The 19,498-nt window shown below is 59.4% G+C and carries 20 protein-coding genes and 1 pseudogene; 12 read left to right on the top strand and 9 right to left on the bottom strand.

Annotation, left to right across the window (positions count from 1 at the left end):
• Nucleotides 1–9: 9 nt before the first annotated feature.
• The 6 genes from B7Y64_RS11560 to B7Y64_RS11535 all read right to left on the bottom strand — a co-directional run bounded on the left by B7Y64_RS11560 (nucleotide 10) and on the right by B7Y64_RS11535 (nucleotide 5,951).
• Nucleotides 10–705 carry an energy transducer TonB gene (locus B7Y64_RS11560; protein WP_291324163.1) on the bottom strand — a complete coding sequence of 232 codons (696 nt, stop codon included), beginning with the start codon at nucleotides 703–705 and terminating at the stop codon, nucleotides 10–12.
• A 100-nt stretch (nucleotides 706–805) separates the two neighbouring features.
• Nucleotides 806–1,078 carry a (2Fe-2S)-binding protein gene (locus B7Y64_RS11555; RefSeq protein WP_081739418.1) on the bottom strand — a complete coding sequence of 91 codons (273 nt, stop codon included), beginning with the start codon at nucleotides 1,076–1,078 and terminating at the stop codon, nucleotides 806–808.
• Between the two features lie 53 nt (nucleotides 1,079–1,131).
• Nucleotides 1,132–2,316 (bottom strand): alpha-hydroxy acid oxidase, encoded by a 1,185-nt coding sequence (locus B7Y64_RS11550; RefSeq protein WP_291324164.1) that lies wholly within the window; start codon nucleotides 2,314–2,316, stop codon nucleotides 1,132–1,134.
• Between the two features lie 98 nt (nucleotides 2,317–2,414).
• Nucleotides 2,415–3,104, bottom strand: a complete 690-nt coding sequence (locus B7Y64_RS11545) for a Fe2+-dependent dioxygenase (RefSeq protein WP_291324165.1) — start codon at nucleotides 3,102–3,104, stop codon at nucleotides 2,415–2,417.
• A gap of 28 nt (nucleotides 3,105–3,132) precedes the next feature.
• Nucleotides 3,133–5,304 (bottom strand): TonB-dependent siderophore receptor, encoded by a 2,172-nt coding sequence (locus B7Y64_RS11540; RefSeq protein ID WP_291324166.1) that lies wholly within the window; start codon nucleotides 5,302–5,304, stop codon nucleotides 3,133–3,135.
• Between the two features lie 314 nt (nucleotides 5,305–5,618).
• A complete protein-coding gene (locus B7Y64_RS11535; protein ID WP_024814872.1) occupies nucleotides 5,619–5,951 on the bottom strand; it encodes an SWIB/MDM2 domain-containing protein in 333 nt (110 codons plus the stop codon).
• A 335-nt stretch (nucleotides 5,952–6,286) separates the two neighbouring features.
• On the opposite strand from B7Y64_RS11535, the gene rraA reads away from it, so the two are divergent.
• Complete coding sequence (gene rraA / locus B7Y64_RS11530) at nucleotides 6,287–6,799, top strand: ribonuclease E activity regulator RraA (RefSeq protein ID WP_111864488.1); 513 nt, start codon at nucleotides 6,287–6,289, stop codon at nucleotides 6,797–6,799.
• Here rraA and B7Y64_RS11525 read toward each other — a convergent pair.
• Complete coding sequence (locus B7Y64_RS11525; protein ID WP_114654827.1) at nucleotides 6,785–7,747, bottom strand: DMT family transporter; 963 nt, start codon at nucleotides 7,745–7,747, stop codon at nucleotides 6,785–6,787. The two genes, rraA and B7Y64_RS11525, sit on opposite strands and share 15 nt — an antisense overlap.
• A gap of 35 nt (nucleotides 7,748–7,782) precedes the next feature.
• Here B7Y64_RS11525 and B7Y64_RS11520 point away from each other — a divergent pair, with 35 nt between their 5' ends.
• Nucleotides 7,783–7,998: a hypothetical protein gene (locus tag B7Y64_RS11520; RefSeq protein ID WP_291324167.1), complete on the top strand. Its 216-nt coding sequence runs from the start codon at nucleotides 7,783–7,785 to the stop codon at nucleotides 7,996–7,998.
• A 320-nt stretch (nucleotides 7,999–8,318) separates the two neighbouring features.
• Nucleotides 8,319–9,606 (top strand): annotated as a pseudogene (gene aceA / locus B7Y64_RS11515) (isocitrate lyase).
• Nucleotides 9,607–9,869: 263 nt separating this feature from the next.
• On the opposite strand, the gene B7Y64_RS11510 reads toward aceA, so the two are convergent.
• The gene (locus B7Y64_RS11510) at nucleotides 9,870–11,276 is read right to left on the bottom strand and encodes a hypothetical protein (protein WP_291327011.1); all 1,407 of its coding nucleotides are present in this window, start codon (nucleotides 11,274–11,276) and stop codon (nucleotides 9,870–9,872) included.
• A gap of 426 nt (nucleotides 11,277–11,702) precedes the next feature.
• Nucleotides 11,703–12,008: a helix-turn-helix transcriptional regulator gene (locus B7Y64_RS11505; RefSeq protein ID WP_291327029.1), complete on the bottom strand. Its 306-nt coding sequence runs from the start codon at nucleotides 12,006–12,008 to the stop codon at nucleotides 11,703–11,705.
• 201 nt (nucleotides 12,009–12,209) lie between these two features.
• On the opposite strand from B7Y64_RS11505, the gene B7Y64_RS11500 reads away from it, so the two are divergent.
• From B7Y64_RS11500 to B7Y64_RS11460, 9 genes are all read left to right on the top strand, one after another.
• On the top strand, nucleotides 12,210–12,530 hold the full coding sequence (locus B7Y64_RS11500; protein WP_291327013.1) for a hypothetical protein: 321 nt from the start codon (nucleotides 12,210–12,212) through the stop codon (nucleotides 12,528–12,530).
• 68 nt (nucleotides 12,531–12,598) lie between these two features.
• On the top strand, nucleotides 12,599–12,979 hold the full coding sequence (locus B7Y64_RS11495) for a DUF4177 domain-containing protein (protein WP_291327015.1): 381 nt from the start codon (nucleotides 12,599–12,601) through the stop codon (nucleotides 12,977–12,979).
• A gap of 13 nt (nucleotides 12,980–12,992) precedes the next feature.
• Nucleotides 12,993–13,409, top strand: a complete 417-nt coding sequence (locus B7Y64_RS11490) for a hypothetical protein (RefSeq protein WP_291327017.1) — start codon at nucleotides 12,993–12,995, stop codon at nucleotides 13,407–13,409.
• A gap of 90 nt (nucleotides 13,410–13,499) precedes the next feature.
• Nucleotides 13,500–13,907 (top strand): hypothetical protein, encoded by a 408-nt coding sequence (locus B7Y64_RS11485; RefSeq protein WP_291327019.1) that lies wholly within the window; start codon nucleotides 13,500–13,502, stop codon nucleotides 13,905–13,907.
• Between the two features lie 131 nt (nucleotides 13,908–14,038).
• Nucleotides 14,039–14,533 (top strand): hypothetical protein, encoded by a 495-nt coding sequence (locus B7Y64_RS11480; RefSeq protein WP_291327021.1) that lies wholly within the window; start codon nucleotides 14,039–14,041, stop codon nucleotides 14,531–14,533.
• 111 nt (nucleotides 14,534–14,644) lie between these two features.
• Nucleotides 14,645–14,821 (top strand): hypothetical protein, encoded by a 177-nt coding sequence (locus B7Y64_RS11475; protein WP_291327023.1) that lies wholly within the window; start codon nucleotides 14,645–14,647, stop codon nucleotides 14,819–14,821.
• 13 nt (nucleotides 14,822–14,834) lie between these two features.
• A complete protein-coding gene (locus B7Y64_RS11470; RefSeq protein WP_210570812.1) occupies nucleotides 14,835–14,984 on the top strand; it encodes a hypothetical protein in 150 nt (49 codons plus the stop codon).
• 760 nt (nucleotides 14,985–15,744) lie between these two features.
• Nucleotides 15,745–17,559 (top strand): hypothetical protein, encoded by a 1,815-nt coding sequence (locus B7Y64_RS11465; RefSeq protein ID WP_291327025.1) that lies wholly within the window; start codon nucleotides 15,745–15,747, stop codon nucleotides 17,557–17,559.
• A 426-nt stretch (nucleotides 17,560–17,985) separates the two neighbouring features.
• Nucleotides 17,986–19,170: a site-specific integrase gene (locus B7Y64_RS11460; RefSeq protein WP_291327027.1), complete on the top strand. Its 1,185-nt coding sequence runs from the start codon at nucleotides 17,986–17,988 to the stop codon at nucleotides 19,168–19,170.
• The last annotated feature ends 328 nt before the right edge of the window (nucleotides 19,171–19,498 follow it).

Below are 19,498 nucleotides of genomic sequence, written 5' to 3'. Positions count from 1 at the left end.
GTGGTTCGGTTATTCGAGAACAAAATTGATGGGCACCAGGCTCCACATGGCCTCTGGCACGCCGTTGCGCTTGCCGGGCACGAAGCGCCAGCGCATGACGGCCTCCTGGGCCTGGCGGTCCAGACGGTCGTAGCCGCTGGATTTGTTGATTTCCACCTTCTGCGGCAGTCCGTCGGTGCCGATCAGCACGCGCAGCACCACTTTGCCCTGCTCGCCCATGCGTTTGCTGATGGCCGGGTAGCCGGGTTTGGGGTTGTTGAGGTACGCGGCATCGCTGGAGGGCATGTCGATGCGGGCCGGTGCGGATGGCGCCGATGGTGCGGGCGGTGCCGGAGGTGCCACCGGGGCTTCGATGGGGGGCGCGGGCGGTTGGGGTGTGGAGATGCCCACCGGTGCATTGGGGGCCGGTGTGGGATCGGCAATGGCCACGGGCATCGGCGCCGGGCGCGGGGCCTGCACCTTGGGCGCGGGCCGTGGCGGCGGCGGGGCGGGAGGGGCTGGTGGCGCGGGTGGCGCCACCCTGGGGGCCGGTGGTGCAATGAATTCGCTCAGCAACTCTGCGGGCACGATCACCTCTGCCGCACGGCGCAGCAAACCCGATTGCAGGGCCCACAGCCCTGCCACATGCAGCATCACCACCGAACCCACGATCACGGCATTTCGGCTCACGCCCCCGACAGGGGCAAAACGATCTCGTTGGGACATATAAAAATGATAGCTGCCAGCGCTTGATGGATAGGGGCCAATGCCCAAAAATGTTCAGATTACTTGCGAAATATCCACCAGGTCGAACCGGCGACAAAAATCAGACTGCCCGCGAGTGTAGAGAGGAGTTCCATGCTTTGCTTTCCCGAAGAGAGTTGGCAAGCTGAACCGGTTGTACCGCAGTCTCATTGTGCAGCGCGGCAACCGGGCTTGTTGCGCTGCATTGCGCCACCACATCGCGGGCGCAGCTTTCGCAGCATCCGCATTGGGTGGCCACGCCCAGCTCGAACTGGATATCGTCGAAACTCATTCCTGCGCGCGCATGGCGGGCAATTTCACGGTCGGAAATTCGGCGGCAAACACAGACGATCATGGCGGCAGGCAGTTTGGCTGGCTGTTGTTGATGCATTGATTATAAATGCGAATCTATCGTATTTGCAATAAATCATGACTGCCGACAGGGTAATGGGGTGAAAGGTCGCCGCCTTGGGGGAGGTCTGCATTCAGCAGCGCCTGCGATGCATCGGCCAGCGTGGCGCAGCCGGTGAGGGCCATGGCAATCTCCAGTTCGTCGCGCAACAGGCGCAGCACATGCGCCACACCGGCGGCGCCGGCATTGGCCAGGCCCCAGATGGCAGGGCGCCCCACCAGTACCGCCGACGCACCCAGCGCCATGGCCTTGAGCACATCGGTGCCGCGGCGAATGCCACCATCCACCATCACCGGCAGCGCGCCACCCACGGCCTGCACCACGCGCGGCAGGGCGCTGGCGGTGGCGGGTGCGGTGTCCAGCGTGCGCCCGCCGTGGTTGGAGACGATCAGGCCCGCCGCGCCCGCCGCCACCGCCTGGCGCGTGTCGGCCGGATGCAGCACGCCCTTGAGCAACACGGGCAGGCGGGTGATGGACTGCAGCCAGGCAATGTCGTCCCAGGTGGGGGCTTGGTGCAGCAGGCCGTCAAACAGCGCGCTTTGGCCGGGGCGCAGCTCGGTTGCGGTGGGCGCCTGCAGGCCCGCAAGGTTGACCGGGCCCACGCCGGGTGGCAGCCGAAAGCCCGCGCGCCGTTCGCGGTCGCGCACGCCGCTGGTGGGTGCGTCCACGGTCAGCACCAAGGCTTCGTATCCGGCGGCTTCGGCGCGCTGCACCAGTGCCTGGGTGAAGCCCCGGTCGTGCTGCAGATACAGCTGAAACCACAGGGGGCCGCGCCCGGGGTCGGGCAGCACTGCTTGCGCAACGGCCTCCAGCGACACACTGGCCTGGGTGCTGAGCACCACGCCCGCGCCCAGCGCCGCCGCCGCGTAGGCCATGGCCAGCTCGCCGTCGGGGTGGGCCAGGCGCTGAAAGGCAACGGGCGCCAGCAGGATGGGGTGCGCCAGCGTGCGGCCCAGCAGGCTGACCCGGGTGTGGCCCCCCGCCAGCGGCCGCAGCACGCGCGGCCACAGCGGCAGGGAATCCCAGGCGCTGCGGTTGGCACGCAGGGTGATTTCGTCGGCGGCACCGCCGCTGAAGTAGGCCCAGGCGTTGCCGTCCAGATGCTGGCGTGCATGCGCCTCATGGTCTGCCAGGTTGACGATCTCGGGCGAAACCTTGTGCCGTGCGGGAATAGGGGTCATATAAGCAAAAATAGCACCTGGCGCTTATCCAGTAAGCGCAAGATGCTATCTAAATAGGAGCATTTGAGTTGAGTGTGACACTGCGGGATGCCGCCGCGTCACACATCGGCCCACATGCGCAGCAGGTTGTGGTACGTGCCCGAGAGCGCAATGACCGAGGGCTCTTTTTCGCCATGGGCCTGGCGCAGCCTGAGCAGCGACATGTCCATGTCGAACAGCAACTGGCGCTGCTCCAGCCCGCGCACCATGCTTTCCACCCAGAAAAAACTGCTGATGCGGTGCCCGCGCGTGACGGGTGACACCTGGTGCACCGTGCTGCTGGGGTACAGGATCATGTCGCCCGCAGGCAGCTTGATGCGTTTTTCGCCCAGCGTTTCGGTAATCACCAGCTCGCCGCCATCGTAGTCTTCGGGCGGCGTCAAAAACAGCGTGCACGACAGGTCGCTGCGCACCCAGCAGTTGTCGGCCTTGGAGTGCATGACGGCGCTGTCGACATGGTTGCCGTAAAAATTGGCACCATCGCCGTAGTTGTTGAACAGCGGGTTGTAGATGCGCCGGGGCAAGGCCGCCGAGAAGAAGAGGGCGTTGCGGTGCAGCGCCGCCTTCACCATGGTCTGCAACTGGGCGGACAGCTCGCTGCCTTGCGCCAGCTGCAGGTTGTTCTTCTGGTGAATGGCCTGGCCGCCGGCGCTGCGTGTTCCTTCAATCCACGGGGCTTGTGGCCCGAGGGCTTGCCGGAAGAAGGTGATTTCTTCGGGCGTCAGAACGTCTTTGATGTGCAAGAACATGGTGCGGTGCCGTGGGCCAGGGTCAATATCAGAAGCGGGTTTTGAGTGTGACCTGAACCGAGCGTGCAGCGCCCGGTGTGTAAAAGCCCCGGTACAGCGCATCGGCGTAGACCCGGTCAAACAGGTTGCTCACGTTCAACTTGAGCGAGGTCTTCTCGTCAAACGCGTATTCGACCATGGCGTCCACGGTGCTGAAACCGCTGGCGTAGTAGCTGCGCTGACCTTCGGGGTTCTGCTTGCCACGGTAGGTCAGGCCGGCGCCCACCCGAACGCTGGACGTGACCGCATAGGTGCTCCAGAAACTGCCGCTGTGCTTGGGCGTGAGGCCGGGGCGATCGCCCTGCACCTGGGCGCCTGTGCCGGTGGAGTTTCGTGCCACGTTGCTCTGGTCAATCTTGGCGTCAGGAATCCAGGTGTGGTTGAAGAAAACTTCCCATTTCGGCGTCATCCGTCCGGCCAGGTTGAACTCCATGCCCGCGGCGTGGCGCTTGCCCGACAGCAGTTCTTGCTGGGCTGCGGTGTCGGGGTCGGTGTTGCGTTCGTTGTATTTCTCGCTGTAGAACGCGGCCACACCCAGCAGGGCGCGGCGCTCGAACAGCTCGAACTTGCCACCGATTTCGATGTTGCGGCTCTTTTCGGCCGGCGTGTTGGCTGAACGTGCGGTGCTGTTGCTCAAGCCGGGACTGAACTGGTAGGTGTCGCCCGAGGTGTTGTACGAGGTGCCGTACGACAGGTAGTATGAAGACAGCGCATCGGGCTGGAAGATCAGGCCGGCGCGCGGGCTGAAAAGGCTGTCGGAGCGGTCGCTGCTGAGGCTGCCATTGGGGTTGCGGTAGGAGGCCTTGAAGTCGTCATAGCGCAGGCCTGCCACAAGCTTGAGGGTGTCGGTGAGCGAAATCGTGTCCTGGAAATACAGGCCCACGTTGCGGGCCTGGAAGGTGTTCCATTGCACGGGTGCACGGCCATCCGCCACGCCCACGCCGTTGTCGGACGTGCCCACGGTGGTGGTGGGGCGGGGGGTGGTGTTGGCGTAGTTCTGGTTGCGCTTCGCATCGTCGTCGTAGTAGTCCACGCCGGTCAGCACGGCGTGCTTTTTGCCACCCCAGTTGAAGGTGTTGCTGTAGTCGCTTTGCACTTGCAGCACATCGCTTTCGCCCATGCGACCTTTGGAGCCGTAGCGCGTCAGCACGGTGCTGTCGTTGATCTGACCGAGCGTGATGGCGCTGTTCTGAAAGCCGATGGTGCTGGCCAGCATGTCGCGCTCGTAGGTGCCGTAGCGCAGGCGGGTGTTCAGCTCGCCACCATCATAAAAGCGGTGGATATGGCCCAACGTGGCGTATTGCGATGACGTGTTGGTGTAGTCGCTTTCCAGCCCGTAGAAGTTGCGCGCGGGCAGGGTGGTGTTGATCTTGCCGTCTGCCGACAGGCGCCAGGGGTGGTTGTAGGTAGGGCGGCCCTTGGATTCGAGGTAGTACAGCCCGATGGAGAACTCATCACGGGTGCCGATGCCCCAGGCAAAAGTGGGAGCAATGCCGCGCTTGTCCTGCTTGGCGCCGTAGTTGTCGGCTTCCTGCACCATGGCATTCAGGCGAAACGCCGCGTTTTCGCCTGTGACGAAGTTGAAGTCTCCTGTGGCACGGTGGGTGTTGCCGGTGCCGAAGGTGTATGCCGCCTCATGCTGGTCAATCAGCAGGGGAGCCTTGTTCACCTGGTTGACCACGCCACCCGTGGAGCCCTTGCCAAACAGCATGGAGGCCGAGCCCTTGAGTACTTCCACCCGGTCGTGATTGAAGGTGTCGCGCTCGATCAGTGGCGCGTCTTTCATGCCGTCGATGTAAATGTCGCCGGCCTGGCCCAGTGAGAAGCCGCGCAGGCGCACATCTTCTTCGCCGGTTTCGCCCGCCAGAAAGGTCACGCCCGCCGTGGTGCGCAGCACTTCACGAAAGTCGTCCTGGTTGCGGTCGGCCATCAGTTTCTCGGTGAACACCGTCACGGACTGGGGGATGTCCTTGATGTCCTGCTTGCCCTTGCCTACGGTGGTTTTCTTGAGGAGCAGGGTGTCTTTGCCCTGAATTTCGGCCGTTTCCTTGACGGTCACGGTGGACATGGTGGTTTCCGGGGCGCTGCCCTGGGCCGCAGCGCCCATCGAGGCGGCCAGCATCAGGGCACCCAGGGGCAGCAAGGCCTTGTCTGAGGACATGCCAAGCGCGGGCGCGGGGTGTTGGGAAGCGGGAAAAGCGTGCGAACGCAGCGCAGTGCTGCGCTGCAGGGGGCGTGATTTAGCCAAGAGGCCTCCGTCGAAAGGTGGATGTGCAGGTGGCGCGCGGGTGCGCCAAGAGCAGGCGAGAGGCAATGGCTAGATCAACATGGCTGTGCATCGTCGTGCTGTCTTATGTTACATCAAATGCGGGTCATTCTCATTTGCATTGATGTTGACGCACAACATTGTTCGACCTTTCAGACGAAAAAAAACCGGCTGAGCCGGTTTTTTGGGAGCAGCAAGAGAGAGGCCTCTTACTTGACGTGCTTGCCGATCAGGCCGGCCAATTCAAACATCGACACTTGCGGCTTGCCGAACAGTTCCTTGAGCTTGGCGTCTGCATTGATGTTGCGCTTGTTGGCGGCGTCCTGCAGGTTGTTGGCCTTGATGTAGACCCACAGCTTGCTGATGATCTCCGTGCGCGGCAGCGGTGCCGAGCCCACCACGGCGGCCAGTGCGGGGCTGGGCGTCAGCGCCTTCATGAAGGCGGCATTGGGGGTGCGCTTCTTGGCGGGTGCGGCGGCCTTGGTAGCGGGCGCCTTGGCTGCGGGAGCGGCCTTTGCCGGAGCTTTTTTTGCAGTTGCCATGTTGGGTTGTCCTTGTTGGAAGTAAATTTTCACCAGCGAAACGAGGCTTTCCCACTGGCAAGGTGATGCTACTGGGAAAAAAACACCTTTCCAAGTGAGCCATGGCTTTTTTTGCCTCGATTTGTTGCGGTAGGGCACCATGGGTCAGCCTTTGACCGCAGGAGACGTCCAATGCCTTGCTTTTCGCGGGTTATCCCCGGTGGCGCGAGAACAAATTCCGCGTGTCGCTCGCAGGCCGGGGTATATGGCCTTGCAGGGTCTGCGCGACAATTCGCCGACGCCGCTGCGCGTTCGTCTTTATCCCTGCAACTTCCCGCATGAAAGGTTTTCGGCCCATGACCGCCCCACATTCCACGGCATTCAGCACCTGCGATTTCTGCGATGCGCACAAAGCTGATGACAGCGGTGCGTTTCGCGTGTTGCCTCCGGTATTCCAGAGCTACGGCGGTGTGGCCGCTTTTGCCGGCGCCGTGGCAACGGTGAAGTGCTTTGAAGACAACACCCTGGTCAAGGCAGCGGTTGACTCCCCCGGCCTTGGCCGCGTGCTGGTGGTGGACGGCGGGGGGTCTTTGCGGCGCGCCCTGGTGGGCGGCAACCTGGCCGCCGCCGCCGCACGCAACGGCTGGGCGGGCGTTGTGGTGGATGGCTGTGTGCGGGATGTGGCCGAACTCAACGATGCCGCCGTGGGGATTCGCGCCCTGGGTCTGATGCCCCTGCCTACCGAAAAGCGCAACGAGGGGCAGCGCGATGTGGCGGTGCAGATCCAGGGTGTGTGGGTGCGGCCCGGCGACTGGCTCTATGCGGACGCCGACGGTATCGTGATCAGTGCCGGGTCACTGCAGGCCTGAATTGGCCTTTTGACCCACGCGCAGTGCCGCACGCGTGGGCAAGGTGGCCAGCAGGACGCTGGCCAGCGCAATGCCAAATGCCAGCAATTGCAGGCCCGAGAACGACTCGCCCAGCACCAGTACCCCCACCAGTGCGGCACTGATGGGCAACAGCACGGTGAATATGCCGCCTTGCGCCGCCGGCACGGCCTTCAGACCCGTCATCCATAGCCAGACGGTCCACATGCAGGCGGCCAGCGCATAAAACACCAGCAGCAACCAGATGTTCCAGCTCACTGCAGCAAAGTCGAATCCCCAGGCCATGTAGAGGCCCAGCGGGGTGGACAGTGCAAACCCCCACAGGTTGATCAGCGAGGTGATGCGCTTGGGGCCGAGCGCCCCCGTGAGCTTTTTGCCAATGACCGAATACGCCGCTTCGCAGATGACGGCGCCCACCAAAAGCAACTGACCCAGCCACGCAAGATTTTGAGTATTTTCGCCTTCTAGCGCTTGTAGAGTATGTGCTGAGTGCTCTGATTTTGAAAGCGAAAGCAGGGCAATGCCCGCCACCGCGCAGGCCACAGCCACCCAGGTGCGTGGGGCCACGCGCTCGCGCAGAAAGGCCCAACTCATCACCGCCACAGCCGCTGGAATGGCGGCCATGATCACGCCCGCGGACACCGCGCTGGTCAGGCTCACCCCATAGATCATGCAGACGGTGAACAGGAAATTCCCGAGGAACGACTCCAGAAACAACAGCCGCCGCACCTGTGGTGTCAATGGTGGCTCATCGGCGGGCTTCTTCAGCCAGTGCACCATGGCCAGCCCTCCGATGCCAAAACGCATCCAGGCCAGCAGAAACACTGGAATCGCAGCAGCCAGCGGCTTGGACAGCGCCACATAGCTGCCCACCAGCGCCATGCTGAGGGCCAGGCACAGATAGGCGATGGTGCGGCTGGGGGCGTTCACTGGACTGGGGCACTTGAAGATGGGAGCAGCACATCATGCCCGACGAAACGGCGCCCATCTCTCGGCTGAACAAGTGTTGTGTTGCCGCCATGCTGCATTCGGTCCGCTACACCATGGTGCTCAGCCCGGCGCACCGGGCGCGGTTGGGTGCAGGGCTGTTCGATGGCGAGCGCATGCACCCAGCCGTGCATTGCGGCGGCCTGTTCCCGTCGCTGTTGCTGTGTCTCACGTATGCAATGAACCCACACTAAAGTGCAAACGCCCGCCGATGTACCCAACGAGTCCGGCGGCAAGTAGCCCCGGCGCACAAAACCATATTTTCACAATGCAAAAACAGTTTTACACATCTCGGGATTGTGGATCTGCTGCAGTGCGGGAAATTTTCTCAATATGAGAAATCATTTTTTATATTGAGGAATGATCGTTCCAATTCATTGTTTTTAAATAGAAAAATTTATCTCTTCTATAAGACATAAGAGGTTGCGCAAGTCTTATAGAAGACTTAAAGTACACCTCATGAACAACAGCTTTGTTGTTCGAGATTTTTTCAATCAACCGACGGAGTCACCACATGTCCCAAGCACCGAGCCAACAACTCACCCGCGAACAGCAAATTGCAGCCTTGGAAAAAGACTGGGCCACCAACCCCCGCTGGAAGGGTGTCAAGCGCGGTTACACCGCTGCGGACGTGGTGCGTCTGCGCGGCTCGCTGCCCATCGAGCACACGCTGGCCCGTCGCGGTGCTGAAAAGCTCTGGGAAAAGGTCAACGGCGGTGCCAAGAAGGGCTACGTGAATGCCTTCGGCGCGATCTCCGCCGGTCAGGCCATGCAGCAGGCCAAGGCTGGCCTAGAAGCCGTGTACCTGTCGGGCTGGCAAGTTGCCGCTGACGGCAACACATCGGAAACCATGTACCCCGACCAGTCGCTGTACGCCTACGACTCGGTGCCCACCATGGTGCGCCGCATCAACAACACCTTCAAGCGCGCTGACGAAATCCAGTGGGGCCGTGGTATCAACCCCGGCGACAAGGAATTCATCGATTACTTCCTGCCCATCGTGGCTGACGCAGAAGCCGGTTTCGGTGGTGTGCTGAACGCCTTCGAACTGATGAAGAACATGATTGCCGCTGGCGCAGCCGGCGTGCACTTCGAAGACCAGCTGGCTGCAGTGAAGAAGTGCGGCCACATGGGTGGCAAGGTGCTGGTTCCGACGCAAGAAGCCTGCGAAAAGCTGATCTCGGCCCGTTTTGCTGCCGACGTGATGGGCGTGCCCACCATCATTCTGGCCCGCACCGACGCAGAAGCTGCCAACCTGATCACTTCTGACCACGATGCCAACGACAAGCCCTTCCTGACCGGCGAGCGCACGCAAGAAGGCTTCTACCGCGTCAAGAACGGCCTGGAGCAAGCCATCAGCCGTGGTATTGCCTACGCCCCCTACGCCGACCTGGTGTGGTGCGAAACCGGCGTGCCCGACATCGGCTTCGCCCGTGAGTTCGCTCAGGCTGTGCTGGCCGCCAACCCCGGCAAGCTGCTGTCGTACAACTGCTCGCCATCGTTTAACTGGAAGAAGAACCTCAACGACTCGCAGATCGCTTCCTTCCAGGAAGAACTGTCTGCTTTGGGCTACAAGTACCAGTTCATCACGCTGGCCGGTATCCACATCAACTGGTTCAACACCTTCCAGTTCGCCCACGCCTACGCCCGCGGCGAAGGCATGAAGCACTACGTCAACATGGTGCAGGAGCCCGAGTTCGCAGCCCGCGGGCTACTTCGACGACGTGACCACCGTGATCCAGGGCGGCTCGTCCTCGGTGAAGGCCCTGACGGGTTCGACCGAAGAAGAGCAGTTCCACTGATCTGACAGACCCTGGCGCTCGGGAGGGTGCTTGGGGTAAGTCAAGAAAGAACCACCTGATACTTCGGTGTCATGGTGGTTTTGTTTTGGTGCGCTGGATTCATTTCAAAGCAGAAAGTCGCTTGCGTGCCTACAGAGGCTGCACTGCAGCGATTGCAGTCGATCAACTGGGGACACCGTCGACGGACACCTGATCGAATCAATGTCGCCTTGGTCCTAAGTGCTCAGGCAGCAGGCTAGGGTAAGGCGAGTGTCCCGAATTTTTTAAGCTTGCCCCGCGTTGATCTGAAGTGATTTTGGGTGCTCAGTCTGACCTGACAGCGATTGGGGGTTTTCCGACTCTTGAAGCTCGTGCACACCTATCTCCAAGCGCTTGGCCGCAATCATGCACACCGCAGGGACCAGTTTTCGATAGGCAGGCCCAGCCATGCTGTACGCCGAGTACAGGAATGCAAACCCTGCCCCAACGGGACCCGCCCACCCAGCGATAGCAAGCATGAGACCCCCAGCGCCAAAGCCCATGAACGCAGCGCCGCCAGCAAGGTAACCACTGCTCATGACGATCCCTTTCAGGACTACAAACTGCAGAAAATTCAGCCCGACCATGCCGTAGAGCCCCGGGGCCGACAATACAAGCCCTCCGACTGATCCGCCGATGTCAATCACACCCGTCTTGGCAAACGTGAGCACCTCCTTGAAGGCCACGTGCTTCTTCACGCCTTGAGCTGCAAGTTCGCTCTGCACTCGCACGACGACGTCCGCTTTGCCTTTGTCATCGAGCTTTTCGAGCGAGAGCTCAACCACTTTGAAGAGAATGGCGCGCTCAAGCTCCTTGACGTGGATTCTGGAAGAGCTGGGCAGCTTCAGCTGCTTGGCTACCAGGGATACGGTCTCAGGGTATGTGGGCAAGGATGCCCATGGCCAAGAATAAGCCGCAGCATCAGAGAAGCTTTGCGTCACGAGCCGCCTGAGTTCTGGTAGCGCCATGTCATGCAGGTCTCTCTTTCGAGCGAAAGTCCCGGCCAACAATTTGGTGAGCTCCTCGCGCTCCATGTGCCAGAGCACCTCAGTGAGCGCTTGGTCATCACCCTGTGGGGGCGCCGGCTTGCGTGAGATGAAGCCCTTGACCGCATCTACCGTTTTTCCGGTCACCTGGGAAAGTGTCCGGCCAAAGGCTTCGGCTTCGTCCTGGACCATTTTCCGAAGCACTGCCATCTGGGGCCTTCCAAAAAGAGATTGGGCCTGGGCAATGACGAAATCGACTATTGCGGTCACCACCCCGACGGCAAGGCTCAAGCCTGAGGTGACGACGTCGAGGATACGAGCCTTCTCATCTGCCTTGAGTGCACTCCATCCCATCCAGATTGCGCCCACAGCAGCGCATGTGATCGCCACAGGACTTACCGCCATGCTGATGCTAGCCGCAACTGCCGTCAACGGGTTCCCAAGCAAAAGCTGACCTATGGCCACGACTGCCACCGGTGTGATGAAGCCCAAGGAAAATCCTGTCTTCGCCGCAGCGAGAACATGCCCAACCCGACAAATAGTCAAATCCTCCGATCTCTTCAATGCCTCGATGTGGTCGTTGATGAAGTCATTCAGCGAAGAAGCCGTTCCGTAAATGGCTCGGATTGCGTCCATCAAGGGGGAAACAGAAATATAAGCACTCACGACTTCTCCAAAGAATTGGAAGGAGCATACCTATGTGCGGGCGCGCCCTGCACCAAAGATCGCAATCACACGGGTCAGTGAGGTCCTACTTCCAGTTCACTTCGAGCCGCACCCCTCCTCTGCCCATGGCCTCAAGATGCACTGTGGGCTGCCCCAAGTGTTGGCGGAGTGTTTGACTAACTCCATGATTGAATCGCCATAGTCTCTGGCCATGCACATGATTCGCGGCGTTTCGGCCCGACGAAACATGGTGGCTCTTTGAACCACGTACGACTGGTGCCCGAGGCGGCTGACATTCCTCGAGTAAACCCCAATGATTGGTGACAGCCTTAAGGAGCCGTTCGCGCGACATCCCTAGTAGCTGTGGCTATCCGATAGCTGTTCCACGCAAACTGGCGCTCCCCCCCCCCGGCAACCCAGGTGACGCTAAAGTAGGTGCACGGTGCCGCGTTCAGGCATTTCGTCAAGCCATGAGGACACGGCTCGCCTGCGTACAAGGGGCTCGAGCTTCCACAACGCTAGAAGGAGGCAAGCCACATCTTCATCCTCGCAATAGAGGTAAGCGAGCGGCACACCCAATGTGTCGGCTATCTGCCGGGCAGTCTTCACCGGTGGCTCATGCGTCCCCAGTTCATACCTGCTGATCCGAGCACGGCTTGATGACTCATCAATGCCGATCAGCACCCCCACCTTTTCCTGCGACCACCCCAACTCTTCACGCCGTGAGCGCATGCGGCGGCCCACAACGTTAGGGGAATCCAGAGGCTCGGATGGCATGTCACGAGTCTCGTGACGTGGTGATAATCTGTCGTCACGAAAACCGTTACATCTACGCGCGGTCCCACTAGCCGATCACTTGCGTGCGGTCGTCCTGCTTTCCCTCAACACCCACCCCTCTTTAACCACCCCCAACCAACGGAAGGAACGCTACGCATGCAACTCAGAACCCCCGGAATCGCAATGGCAGTCTTGGTCACCACAACTTCACTGACTGGATGTTTCGGCCCCTCCAAAGCGGACATCGCAGAGGCGAAGAAAGCCTGCTCCAGCTTCTATCAACGTGAACGTGCCGAGCACAACGCGATCGTTCACCCCATTGACAACTGGACAAAGGATGGCGTCATCGTCATTGAGCTGGCGGAGAAGGCCACAGCGGGCGCAACGACCTACACGGCACACATCTGCGTCTATGACAAAGAGAAGGGAACGATCTCTCTGCCCGGCGCATTCCACCAAAGCCGTTGGCTTAAATAGCGGGATGACGCACATTAGGCAGGCCACGGGCACAAACTAATCAACAATCAGTTCAGAGGGAGCAGCACATGGAATATGAATACAAGGTGATCGACGTCGCTGATGGTGCGGTCAGCTCATTCCTCATGGGGGAGGGACGCATTGAGACCGGTGTGCTGGAGGCTTACATCAACGCCATGGCTTCGGAAGGCTGGCGCATGGTGTTCATGACCAAGGTGATGCAACGCCACATGCTGGTGTCCGATCGGGAAACGCTCATGGTCACGTTTGAGCGCCGCGTACCTGAGGCTGATAGGGCTGCCCGTGCTGCACGTTGCATCGATGACGTTATTGCAGCGGAAGATCAGGCCAAGAGGGTAGGGCGCAAGGCTGTGGCAGGCGCCGCAGGGGCTGTGCTGGGCGGAATGGCGCTGGACGCACTGGTCCGCAATCTCAGCAGCGATGAGTAAAGAGGCAACCAGCATGGACATCAACGAACGACTCGCCGCGCGTCGCAAAGAAATTGCCATTGAGAAGGAGGGGCAACGTATCGCGGCCCAGCAGCAACGTCAGGCTGAACTGGATGCTGCCCGCCAAGCCGAACGAGCCAGGATTGCAGCCATGCCTCCGCCCCCCGATAGTCTCCCCCTGGCAGCGCAACCAACGTCACCTAAGCGAGTGGTCGAAATAGACCTCGACACAAAGTTATTCGAAAAAGCGGTTGAGCGCATGACGAAGATGCAAGTGGCAATCTTTTGTGTATTGGCGGCTCTGGCCCTCATTGGGCTCACCCAAGACCCATTGAGAGCCATTTTCTGGACTGTCTGTGCTTTGGGTTACCTGGCTGTGACGATCAGTGGACATGTCGACAAAATCAAGAATCCAAAAGAAAAAGAATAGTCGTTAAAAACCCCACCACCGAGCGCCCCTGGAGAAATCCTTGGGCGCTTTTTCTTTGTCCGCCTTTATTCATCATAAGGATGCCTGCCTATGAAAATTTACCGTGACCACGCCTCCCTGTGTTATTTGGCACGCCCAACAGCCGATATGGAACTGCGCGCGTTGGTGGAAAAACGGCTCAATGAGCTGGCAGCGGTCGATTCTCCAGACCTCTCGACTTTGCTGCACATCATTGTGGTGAACGAGGGTGATACCACCAGTGCTGTAGAGGACCAACTGGGTTTCACCATCCTGCACAACCGATGGAACGGGCAGGCACCTGAGGTGAAAGACTTCACGCCATCGTGGGATGTGTTGGAGGAGCACACGCACTGGTACGAACTGACATTTGTCATCAGCGATGACGGATTTGGCATCGTGGTGTTTGTCCCCAAGAGCAATTGCGACGCATTGGTGGCGCTTTGCGATCGATACGCCAAGGAGATGCACGTCCTATGAATCCACAAAACTTCCGACTCCCACCTCAACCAGCCACCTTCGGGTGGCATTTTTTTGCCCTCTCAAAACTGAGAAAAACCGCGTATCTGAAATGAGGAATCTTCCTCGGACCTATTACCAAAGGAGTACGAATGACAGATATCGACAAGCAAGATATGCAGGTCCTTCAATCGGATCAATGCCCTTCGCTGTCCGGGCGCTCAACGCTGACGTTTGAACTGGGCGCCGATTCAGAAAAGCGCCTGCACCTGCGGGTCACCCACAACACCGGCAAAGGGCACCACAGCCCCGCATGGGTGGCCTATGACCAGATAGAACCCTTGCTCATGCAAGCGCAAGCGCTTTCTGCATCAGCTCTGGCCACGCTGTTCCAGGGCACCTCGGTGAACACGGCGGGCTTTGTCATGGCGGTGCTCAAGCACCTTGGCGCAATCCAAGCCATACCGGAGCAGCGGCATGCCTACCAGCACGTCGACACCACGGACTGGAGGGGACAAGTGCAGACCCTTATCGAAGCGGCGGGCGTGCCCGTCAGTCCAGAAGGGGACCAAGCCTCGACCAACGAGCGCTCACGTTCGGGCAGGGAGGACAAGGGGCGCGGCAAGCGAGCGGCAACCGCCGTCTAAGGCGTCAAGCCCTTGAGATGCCCTTGAGGCGATGAACAGCAAGCAGTCTGACCCACTGCCCGGCGACACATGCGTCCGGCGCTTTTCTCTGCTTTGCTTTCTGGAGTCTTGATGGCCACTCTTCTTGTCATTGCCCTGCTCGCAACCTTGGCCCTTCAACTGGTTGCATCCGGCTCACGCTGGCTGTGCCTGGTCGCCATGGGATTGCTGATCTATGCCTTTCCCCTTCACTTCCTCACCATCGCCCTGATTGCAGGCGGATTCCTCTACTACCTCGACACCCATTGAAAGAACTCACACCATGACCTACCAAGACTGCGTTTTGACTGCCGCCACTGACATGCTTGACCGGGATATTCCGATAGAGCTGCTGCCTTTGACCATCACCAGCCACGCCGGGAACCTGCTCGGGTGGGAAGCGGACCGTCTGGGCACCCCGGCCTGGGACTGAGGCCCGCCCCTTTCCGACACCAGAGAGGCCCACCTGCGGCCAGCCTAGGCAGTCCTTGCCCACCCCCGGAACCAGTCGTAGCGTTGGAATTTCAGAAACACCTTCCTGAGAACGCCCAAAAAACAGGTCCGTTCAGCGTGGAGACTTTGTCGCGGTTGATCGACGTAGCGACACAAGAAACGATACCTCGGGGTGGTGCCGCATGGTGCTGCTCTGGGGTGTTTCGGTTCTATTTTTTTGCCTGAGCTACAGCCCGGATTCCACGAGCCCCGAGTTGCCACGGTAAGAACGCCGGATCAATAGAAGGGAAACACCTCAAGGGCTGGCAATTTTCCGCCCGTTGTAGGACAATTGGGGGCAGAGTTCGAGCAGAAGGCCATACCAGCCGGTCGCTAGAACTTTAGGTGCTGTTCAGTGCCGAATCTACAAGTCGTGGTTGAACAGACCAATGACTTCACAAACCCTAATGGGAAGCGTGGTTCGTAGCAATTACGGATCGCTAAGACAAGCTCTCAAGCCTGCTTGAGGGGCCATTTGAAGTTCGCTTCGGATGGTTGTTATTACAGACCAAGAGTCTGTGAAAACTGTCTTACCGCACAAGTTTTCTTGTGTGGGCGTCTTAATGTGGGTGGAAGAAATTCTCCTCAAGCCGCCATTGCTCGAAGCATGACTTCGTGTACTGCCGCGTCGTGCGCTCCCGACTGTTTTCTCACTCTTGGTCTTCTCGCCAATCTGGCATGTCATGAACCTAGGAGAAAACGTGGGAAATTCCAATACAGAAGATATTGAGTTGCATGCGCAGGAGTGCGCACTGATCAAGAAACCCCTGACCGAAGCGGGAGCCGACTGCATTGAGGCAGATGGTGCAATGAACGACGAGGAGTTCGAGTCGGAACCGATGCCTGAGATCGATAGCGGCCCTGCCGATGAGGTGCGCCAAGACTCACTGACCAGCCAGAAGGTTGTCGAAGAACTCCTGAAGAGGTCCGAGACCGATTGCGGGGCTCCGTTTGAGGAGGTGGTTCTCCATGTCTTGCTGGCATTGCACGACCGGAACTATCCGGAGTGGATGCGTGTACGAGCGCAACTCAAACGTGCTAACAAGGACATCTCCCTGATCAAGCTCGACAAGGCAATTGCCCGACTTGGAATAAGCCTCAAAGAGGTGGCCCCAACGCACTTCGGCTATGCCGAGGACATATGGGACAAGTTGTCTGTTGAGACGCACACGCCCGTCACGGTCCATGGCGTCTTGTATGTGCCGGAAGCGTCGTCTCAGTTGTGGGTTGAAATGTCCTTAAGCGAGTTGCAGGCAAAGGTCGCAAGGGTGCACGACGGTAAGGCGAATTGCTTTCGTCAAGAGGACTACTACAGCATCGCGAAGGTGGTGCTGACGCTGAGGGATAGTTCTTCATTCTTTGAAGATGCACCGGAAGGTGTTGCGTGTTTGTGTAGCTTCTACAGCGTGCGCGACGGAAAGATCTGCAAGGACGTGCTGGGGCTACGCCACCGTCAACAGCGGTCGCTTCCCTATGAGCCCGAAGATGTGCCCACTCCGCTCTACGATGCGTTTCGGGCGGAGACGTTCCATTCGGCCAATGAAGGCGAGGAGCAGGAACAAATCCGCCTCTTGGATGAGTTTGCAGGAGCTTGCATGCTCGGCATCGGCCACCGTTTTCAGAAGGCCTTTGTCTGGATGGATCGCTACGGCCGTGCTGGGAAGGGGGCGATGCAGGAGATCCTCGGACACTTGGTGCATCCCGCTCTGACCTCTGCCATTTCGCCCCTCCACTGGGGACGGGGCAGCGAGTACTACATTGCCAGCCTAGCCGACATGCGTATGAACGTGGTGGGCGAACTGCCGGAAAACGCCACCATCCCGGCTGCCGAGTTCAAGTCGGTATTGGGCGGAGACCTGTTGACAGGACGGATGCCTGGTCACCCGCCTTTTGCCTTTCGCAATCGGGCCATGCATCTACTGATGACTAATCACCCGATCAAGGTCAATGAGCACTCGGAGGCTTACTTTGCGCGCTGGATGCTCATGGAGTACCCAAACAGCCGGTTGAAGAGCGGCAAGCCGCTGGACGCCTCATTGGCGACACGCATCGCTGATGCGGAGTTGCCAGGCATTGCGTACAAAGCACTGAAGGGCGCTGAGCGGCTACTGGGCCAAGGCGCATTCTCCGAGTCGAAGGTGCATGACCGCCTGATGGGCGAATGGCGCGTGTCTGCCAACTCTTTGCAGGAGTTCATTCAGGACAACTGCGAACTAGGGGGGGACAAGCTACGGGTCCGGCGATCGTCCTTCTATCAGACATACGTTCTGTGGTGCAAGGAAAACGGCCGCATCGCCTCTGCAAATGGTCGAGTCAAGGACATGCTGACGCACAACTTGAAGCTTGGTATCAGAGTCTCGGTCCTTGATGGCCATGAGGTTTACCGAGGAGTTCACTTCAAGCCTGAAACGCCCGAGAAGTTCAATGGGAACTTGGAGCGTGAGGACGGGTTGAGAGATGCTGGAGCCTCCCTAGATGGGGCGTCGGCATCCGATCAATGCGATGAGGACTTCTAAGGTGCCCGCTGCCACGGAAAAAGTGGGAAAAGTGGGAGGTTCGGCGGGACGTGCCACTATGCCGTGGAGTTCCGTCGCCACCACCCCCGCACCCTGCGCCCTTGTGCCCGGACGTGCATTCCCTACGCCAACCCCTGCGCCATACGAGCGTGGGCCGCAAAGCCGCGCCCGTGTGTCCCACGCTATTCACTTTGCCAACAACACCGGTGGCGCTGTGCTGTGCAGCCTCAACGTCGGCTCACGTACGTCATTGGGATTCGCGCACCTCGTGCATGCCATCGTTCCACGCACCCGGCCCGATGTCGGATGTGTGGCCTTCTTATATAGCCCAGAAAGGAATCTGCTTCTGAACCCATACCAACCATCCTGCGCGCATGTCCGCGTGCAGCCCTTAGCGGATTCCTCAACTTTCCAAGGAAACGCGCCATGCCCAATGTGAACCTCGACACCCACTTTGTCCGCGATGCTGTCTGCCAAGAAGGGCGCAGCAAGACTGACTACTACGACAACGCCATCACCGGCTTCATTCTGGAAGTCCGTGCCACCGGAGGAAAGACCTACAGCCTTCGGTACCGTGACCCCTACGGGAAGCAGCGCCAGCACAAGATTGGTGATTCCAAAGCCATTACCTTCGAGAAGGCGCGGCAGGCTGCAGAAAAGCTCCGCTCAAAGGTGGTGCTGGGAGAGAACCCTTCTGACGACAAGAAGGCTCTTCGCCAAGTACCCACGCTCGCACAGTTCATTCGCGAAAAGTACATCCCTCACATTCATCTGCACAGGAGGAATTTTCAGTCCACCATCAGCTTTCTGAACATCCATATCCTTCCTCGGTTTGGTGCGCTGCATCTCGACCAGATCACCTCCACGATGATCTCGGAGGCTCATCAAGCGATGCGCGGCAAAGGGTACGCCCTGGCCATGGCAAACAAACTGCCCATCTTGTTCAAGATCATGTTCAATTTGGCCAAGAAGATGAGGGTGCAGGGCGCTTCCTCGAATCCTGCCAATGAGGTGACTCTGTTTCAGGCCAACAATGCGAAAGAGCGTTATCTCAGCAGCGAAGAGACGGTGCGGTTGCATCAGGCACTGGCCCAAAGCGACAACACCCAGCTCAAGCACATCGTGGCATTGATGCTGATGTTTGGTTGCCGCAAGCGGGAACTGCTTGACGCCAAGTGGGAGCACTTTGATATGGAGCGGCGCAACTGGCGTATCCCCATGTCAAAGTCTGGGAAGGCACGCAACATTCCGATTTCCGCGAAGGCGATGGAGCTGCTGCAAGCGCTGCCAAAGTGGAAGGGGTGCCCCTATGTTGTACCGAACCCCGACACGCTAAAGCCGTATGGCAATCTTTTCTGCGCATGGGATACGGCGCGAAAAAGAGCAGGCCTGCCTGATGTGCGGATGCACGATTTGCGGCACAGCTTTGCCAGCAACTTGGTGAATGCAGGGCAGTCCATCTATGTGGTGGGCAAGCTGCTAGGGCATTCCCAGGTCAAGACGACACAACGTTATGCCCATTTGTCGGATGCCACCTTGCACGCAGCCGTGGATGCCGCAGCCAACGCTGCTGTAGGTCTGAGGTTCGGACAACAAAGGGCAAGCGCGTAGCTGAAAAACTGGGCAAAATTTTCCCCCTCCACCCCTCAGCGAAATGGACGCTGGGTTGGGTGGGCGGTGGGAGAACAATGGCCGGGGGCGGAAAAAGCGGTTGATTCCATTGGCCATCAGCCCGTCGCATAGAAGCACCAGTTGGGGGATGGGTGGGTGGCTCAGAAAAGTGGTCGAGAAAAAGCGAAAAAATCCTTACAAATCTTCAACTTACGAGGATCTTTGGCCTGTTCAACACCTTCCAGTTCGCCCACGCCTACGCCCGCGGCGAAGGCATGAAGCACTACGTCAACATGGTGCAGGAGCCCGAGTTCGCAGCCCGCGAAAA

The organism is Acidovorax sp. 35-64-16 (assembly GCF_002281195.1).
GTDB classification, from domain to species: Bacteria; Pseudomonadota; Gammaproteobacteria; order Burkholderiales; family Burkholderiaceae_C; genus Acidovorax; species Acidovorax defluvii.
The sequence above is the reverse complement of the archived record's forward strand: the minus strand, read 5'-3'. Positions and strand labels throughout refer to the sequence as shown.

Coding starts and splice junctions, on each gene's coding strand:
- B7Y64_RS11560 (WP_291324163.1), bottom strand. CDS start 705: ATGTCCCAACGAGATCGTTTTGCCCCTGTCGGGGGCGTGAGCCGAAAT.
- B7Y64_RS11555 (WP_081739418.1), bottom strand. CDS start 1,078: ATGATCGTCTGTGTTTGCCGCCGAATTTCCGACCGTGAAATTGCCCGC.
- B7Y64_RS11550 (WP_291324164.1), bottom strand. CDS start 2,316: ATGACCCCTATTCCCGCACGGCACAAGGTTTCGCCCGAGATCGTCAAC.
- B7Y64_RS11545 (WP_291324165.1), bottom strand. CDS start 3,104: ATGTTCTTGCACATCAAAGACGTTCTGACGCCCGAAGAAATCACCTTC.
- B7Y64_RS11540 (WP_291324166.1), bottom strand. CDS start 5,304: ATGTCCTCAGACAAGGCCTTGCTGCCCCTGGGTGCCCTGATGCTGGCC.
- B7Y64_RS11535 (WP_024814872.1), bottom strand. CDS start 5,951: ATGGCAACTGCAAAAAAAGCTCCGGCAAAGGCCGCTCCCGCAGCCAAG.
- rraA (WP_111864488.1), top strand. CDS start 6,287: ATGACCGCCCCACATTCCACGGCATTCAGCACCTGCGATTTCTGCGAT.
- B7Y64_RS11520 (WP_291324167.1), top strand. CDS start 7,783: ATGCCCGACGAAACGGCGCCCATCTCTCGGCTGAACAAGTGTTGTGTT.
- B7Y64_RS11505 (WP_291327029.1), bottom strand. CDS start 12,008: ATGCGCTCACGGCGTGAAGAGTTGGGGTGGTCGCAGGAAAAGGTGGGG.
- B7Y64_RS11500 (WP_291327013.1), top strand. CDS start 12,210: ATGCAACTCAGAACCCCCGGAATCGCAATGGCAGTCTTGGTCACCACA.
- B7Y64_RS11495 (WP_291327015.1), top strand. CDS start 12,599: ATGGAATATGAATACAAGGTGATCGACGTCGCTGATGGTGCGGTCAGC.
- B7Y64_RS11490 (WP_291327017.1), top strand. CDS start 12,993: ATGGACATCAACGAACGACTCGCCGCGCGTCGCAAAGAAATTGCCATT.
- B7Y64_RS11485 (WP_291327019.1), top strand. CDS start 13,500: ATGAAAATTTACCGTGACCACGCCTCCCTGTGTTATTTGGCACGCCCA.
- B7Y64_RS11480 (WP_291327021.1), top strand. CDS start 14,039: ATGACAGATATCGACAAGCAAGATATGCAGGTCCTTCAATCGGATCAA.
- B7Y64_RS11475 (WP_291327023.1), top strand. CDS start 14,645: ATGGCCACTCTTCTTGTCATTGCCCTGCTCGCAACCTTGGCCCTTCAA.
- B7Y64_RS11470 (WP_210570812.1), top strand. CDS start 14,835: ATGACCTACCAAGACTGCGTTTTGACTGCCGCCACTGACATGCTTGAC.
- B7Y64_RS11460 (WP_291327027.1), top strand. CDS start 17,986: ATGCCCAATGTGAACCTCGACACCCACTTTGTCCGCGATGCTGTCTGC.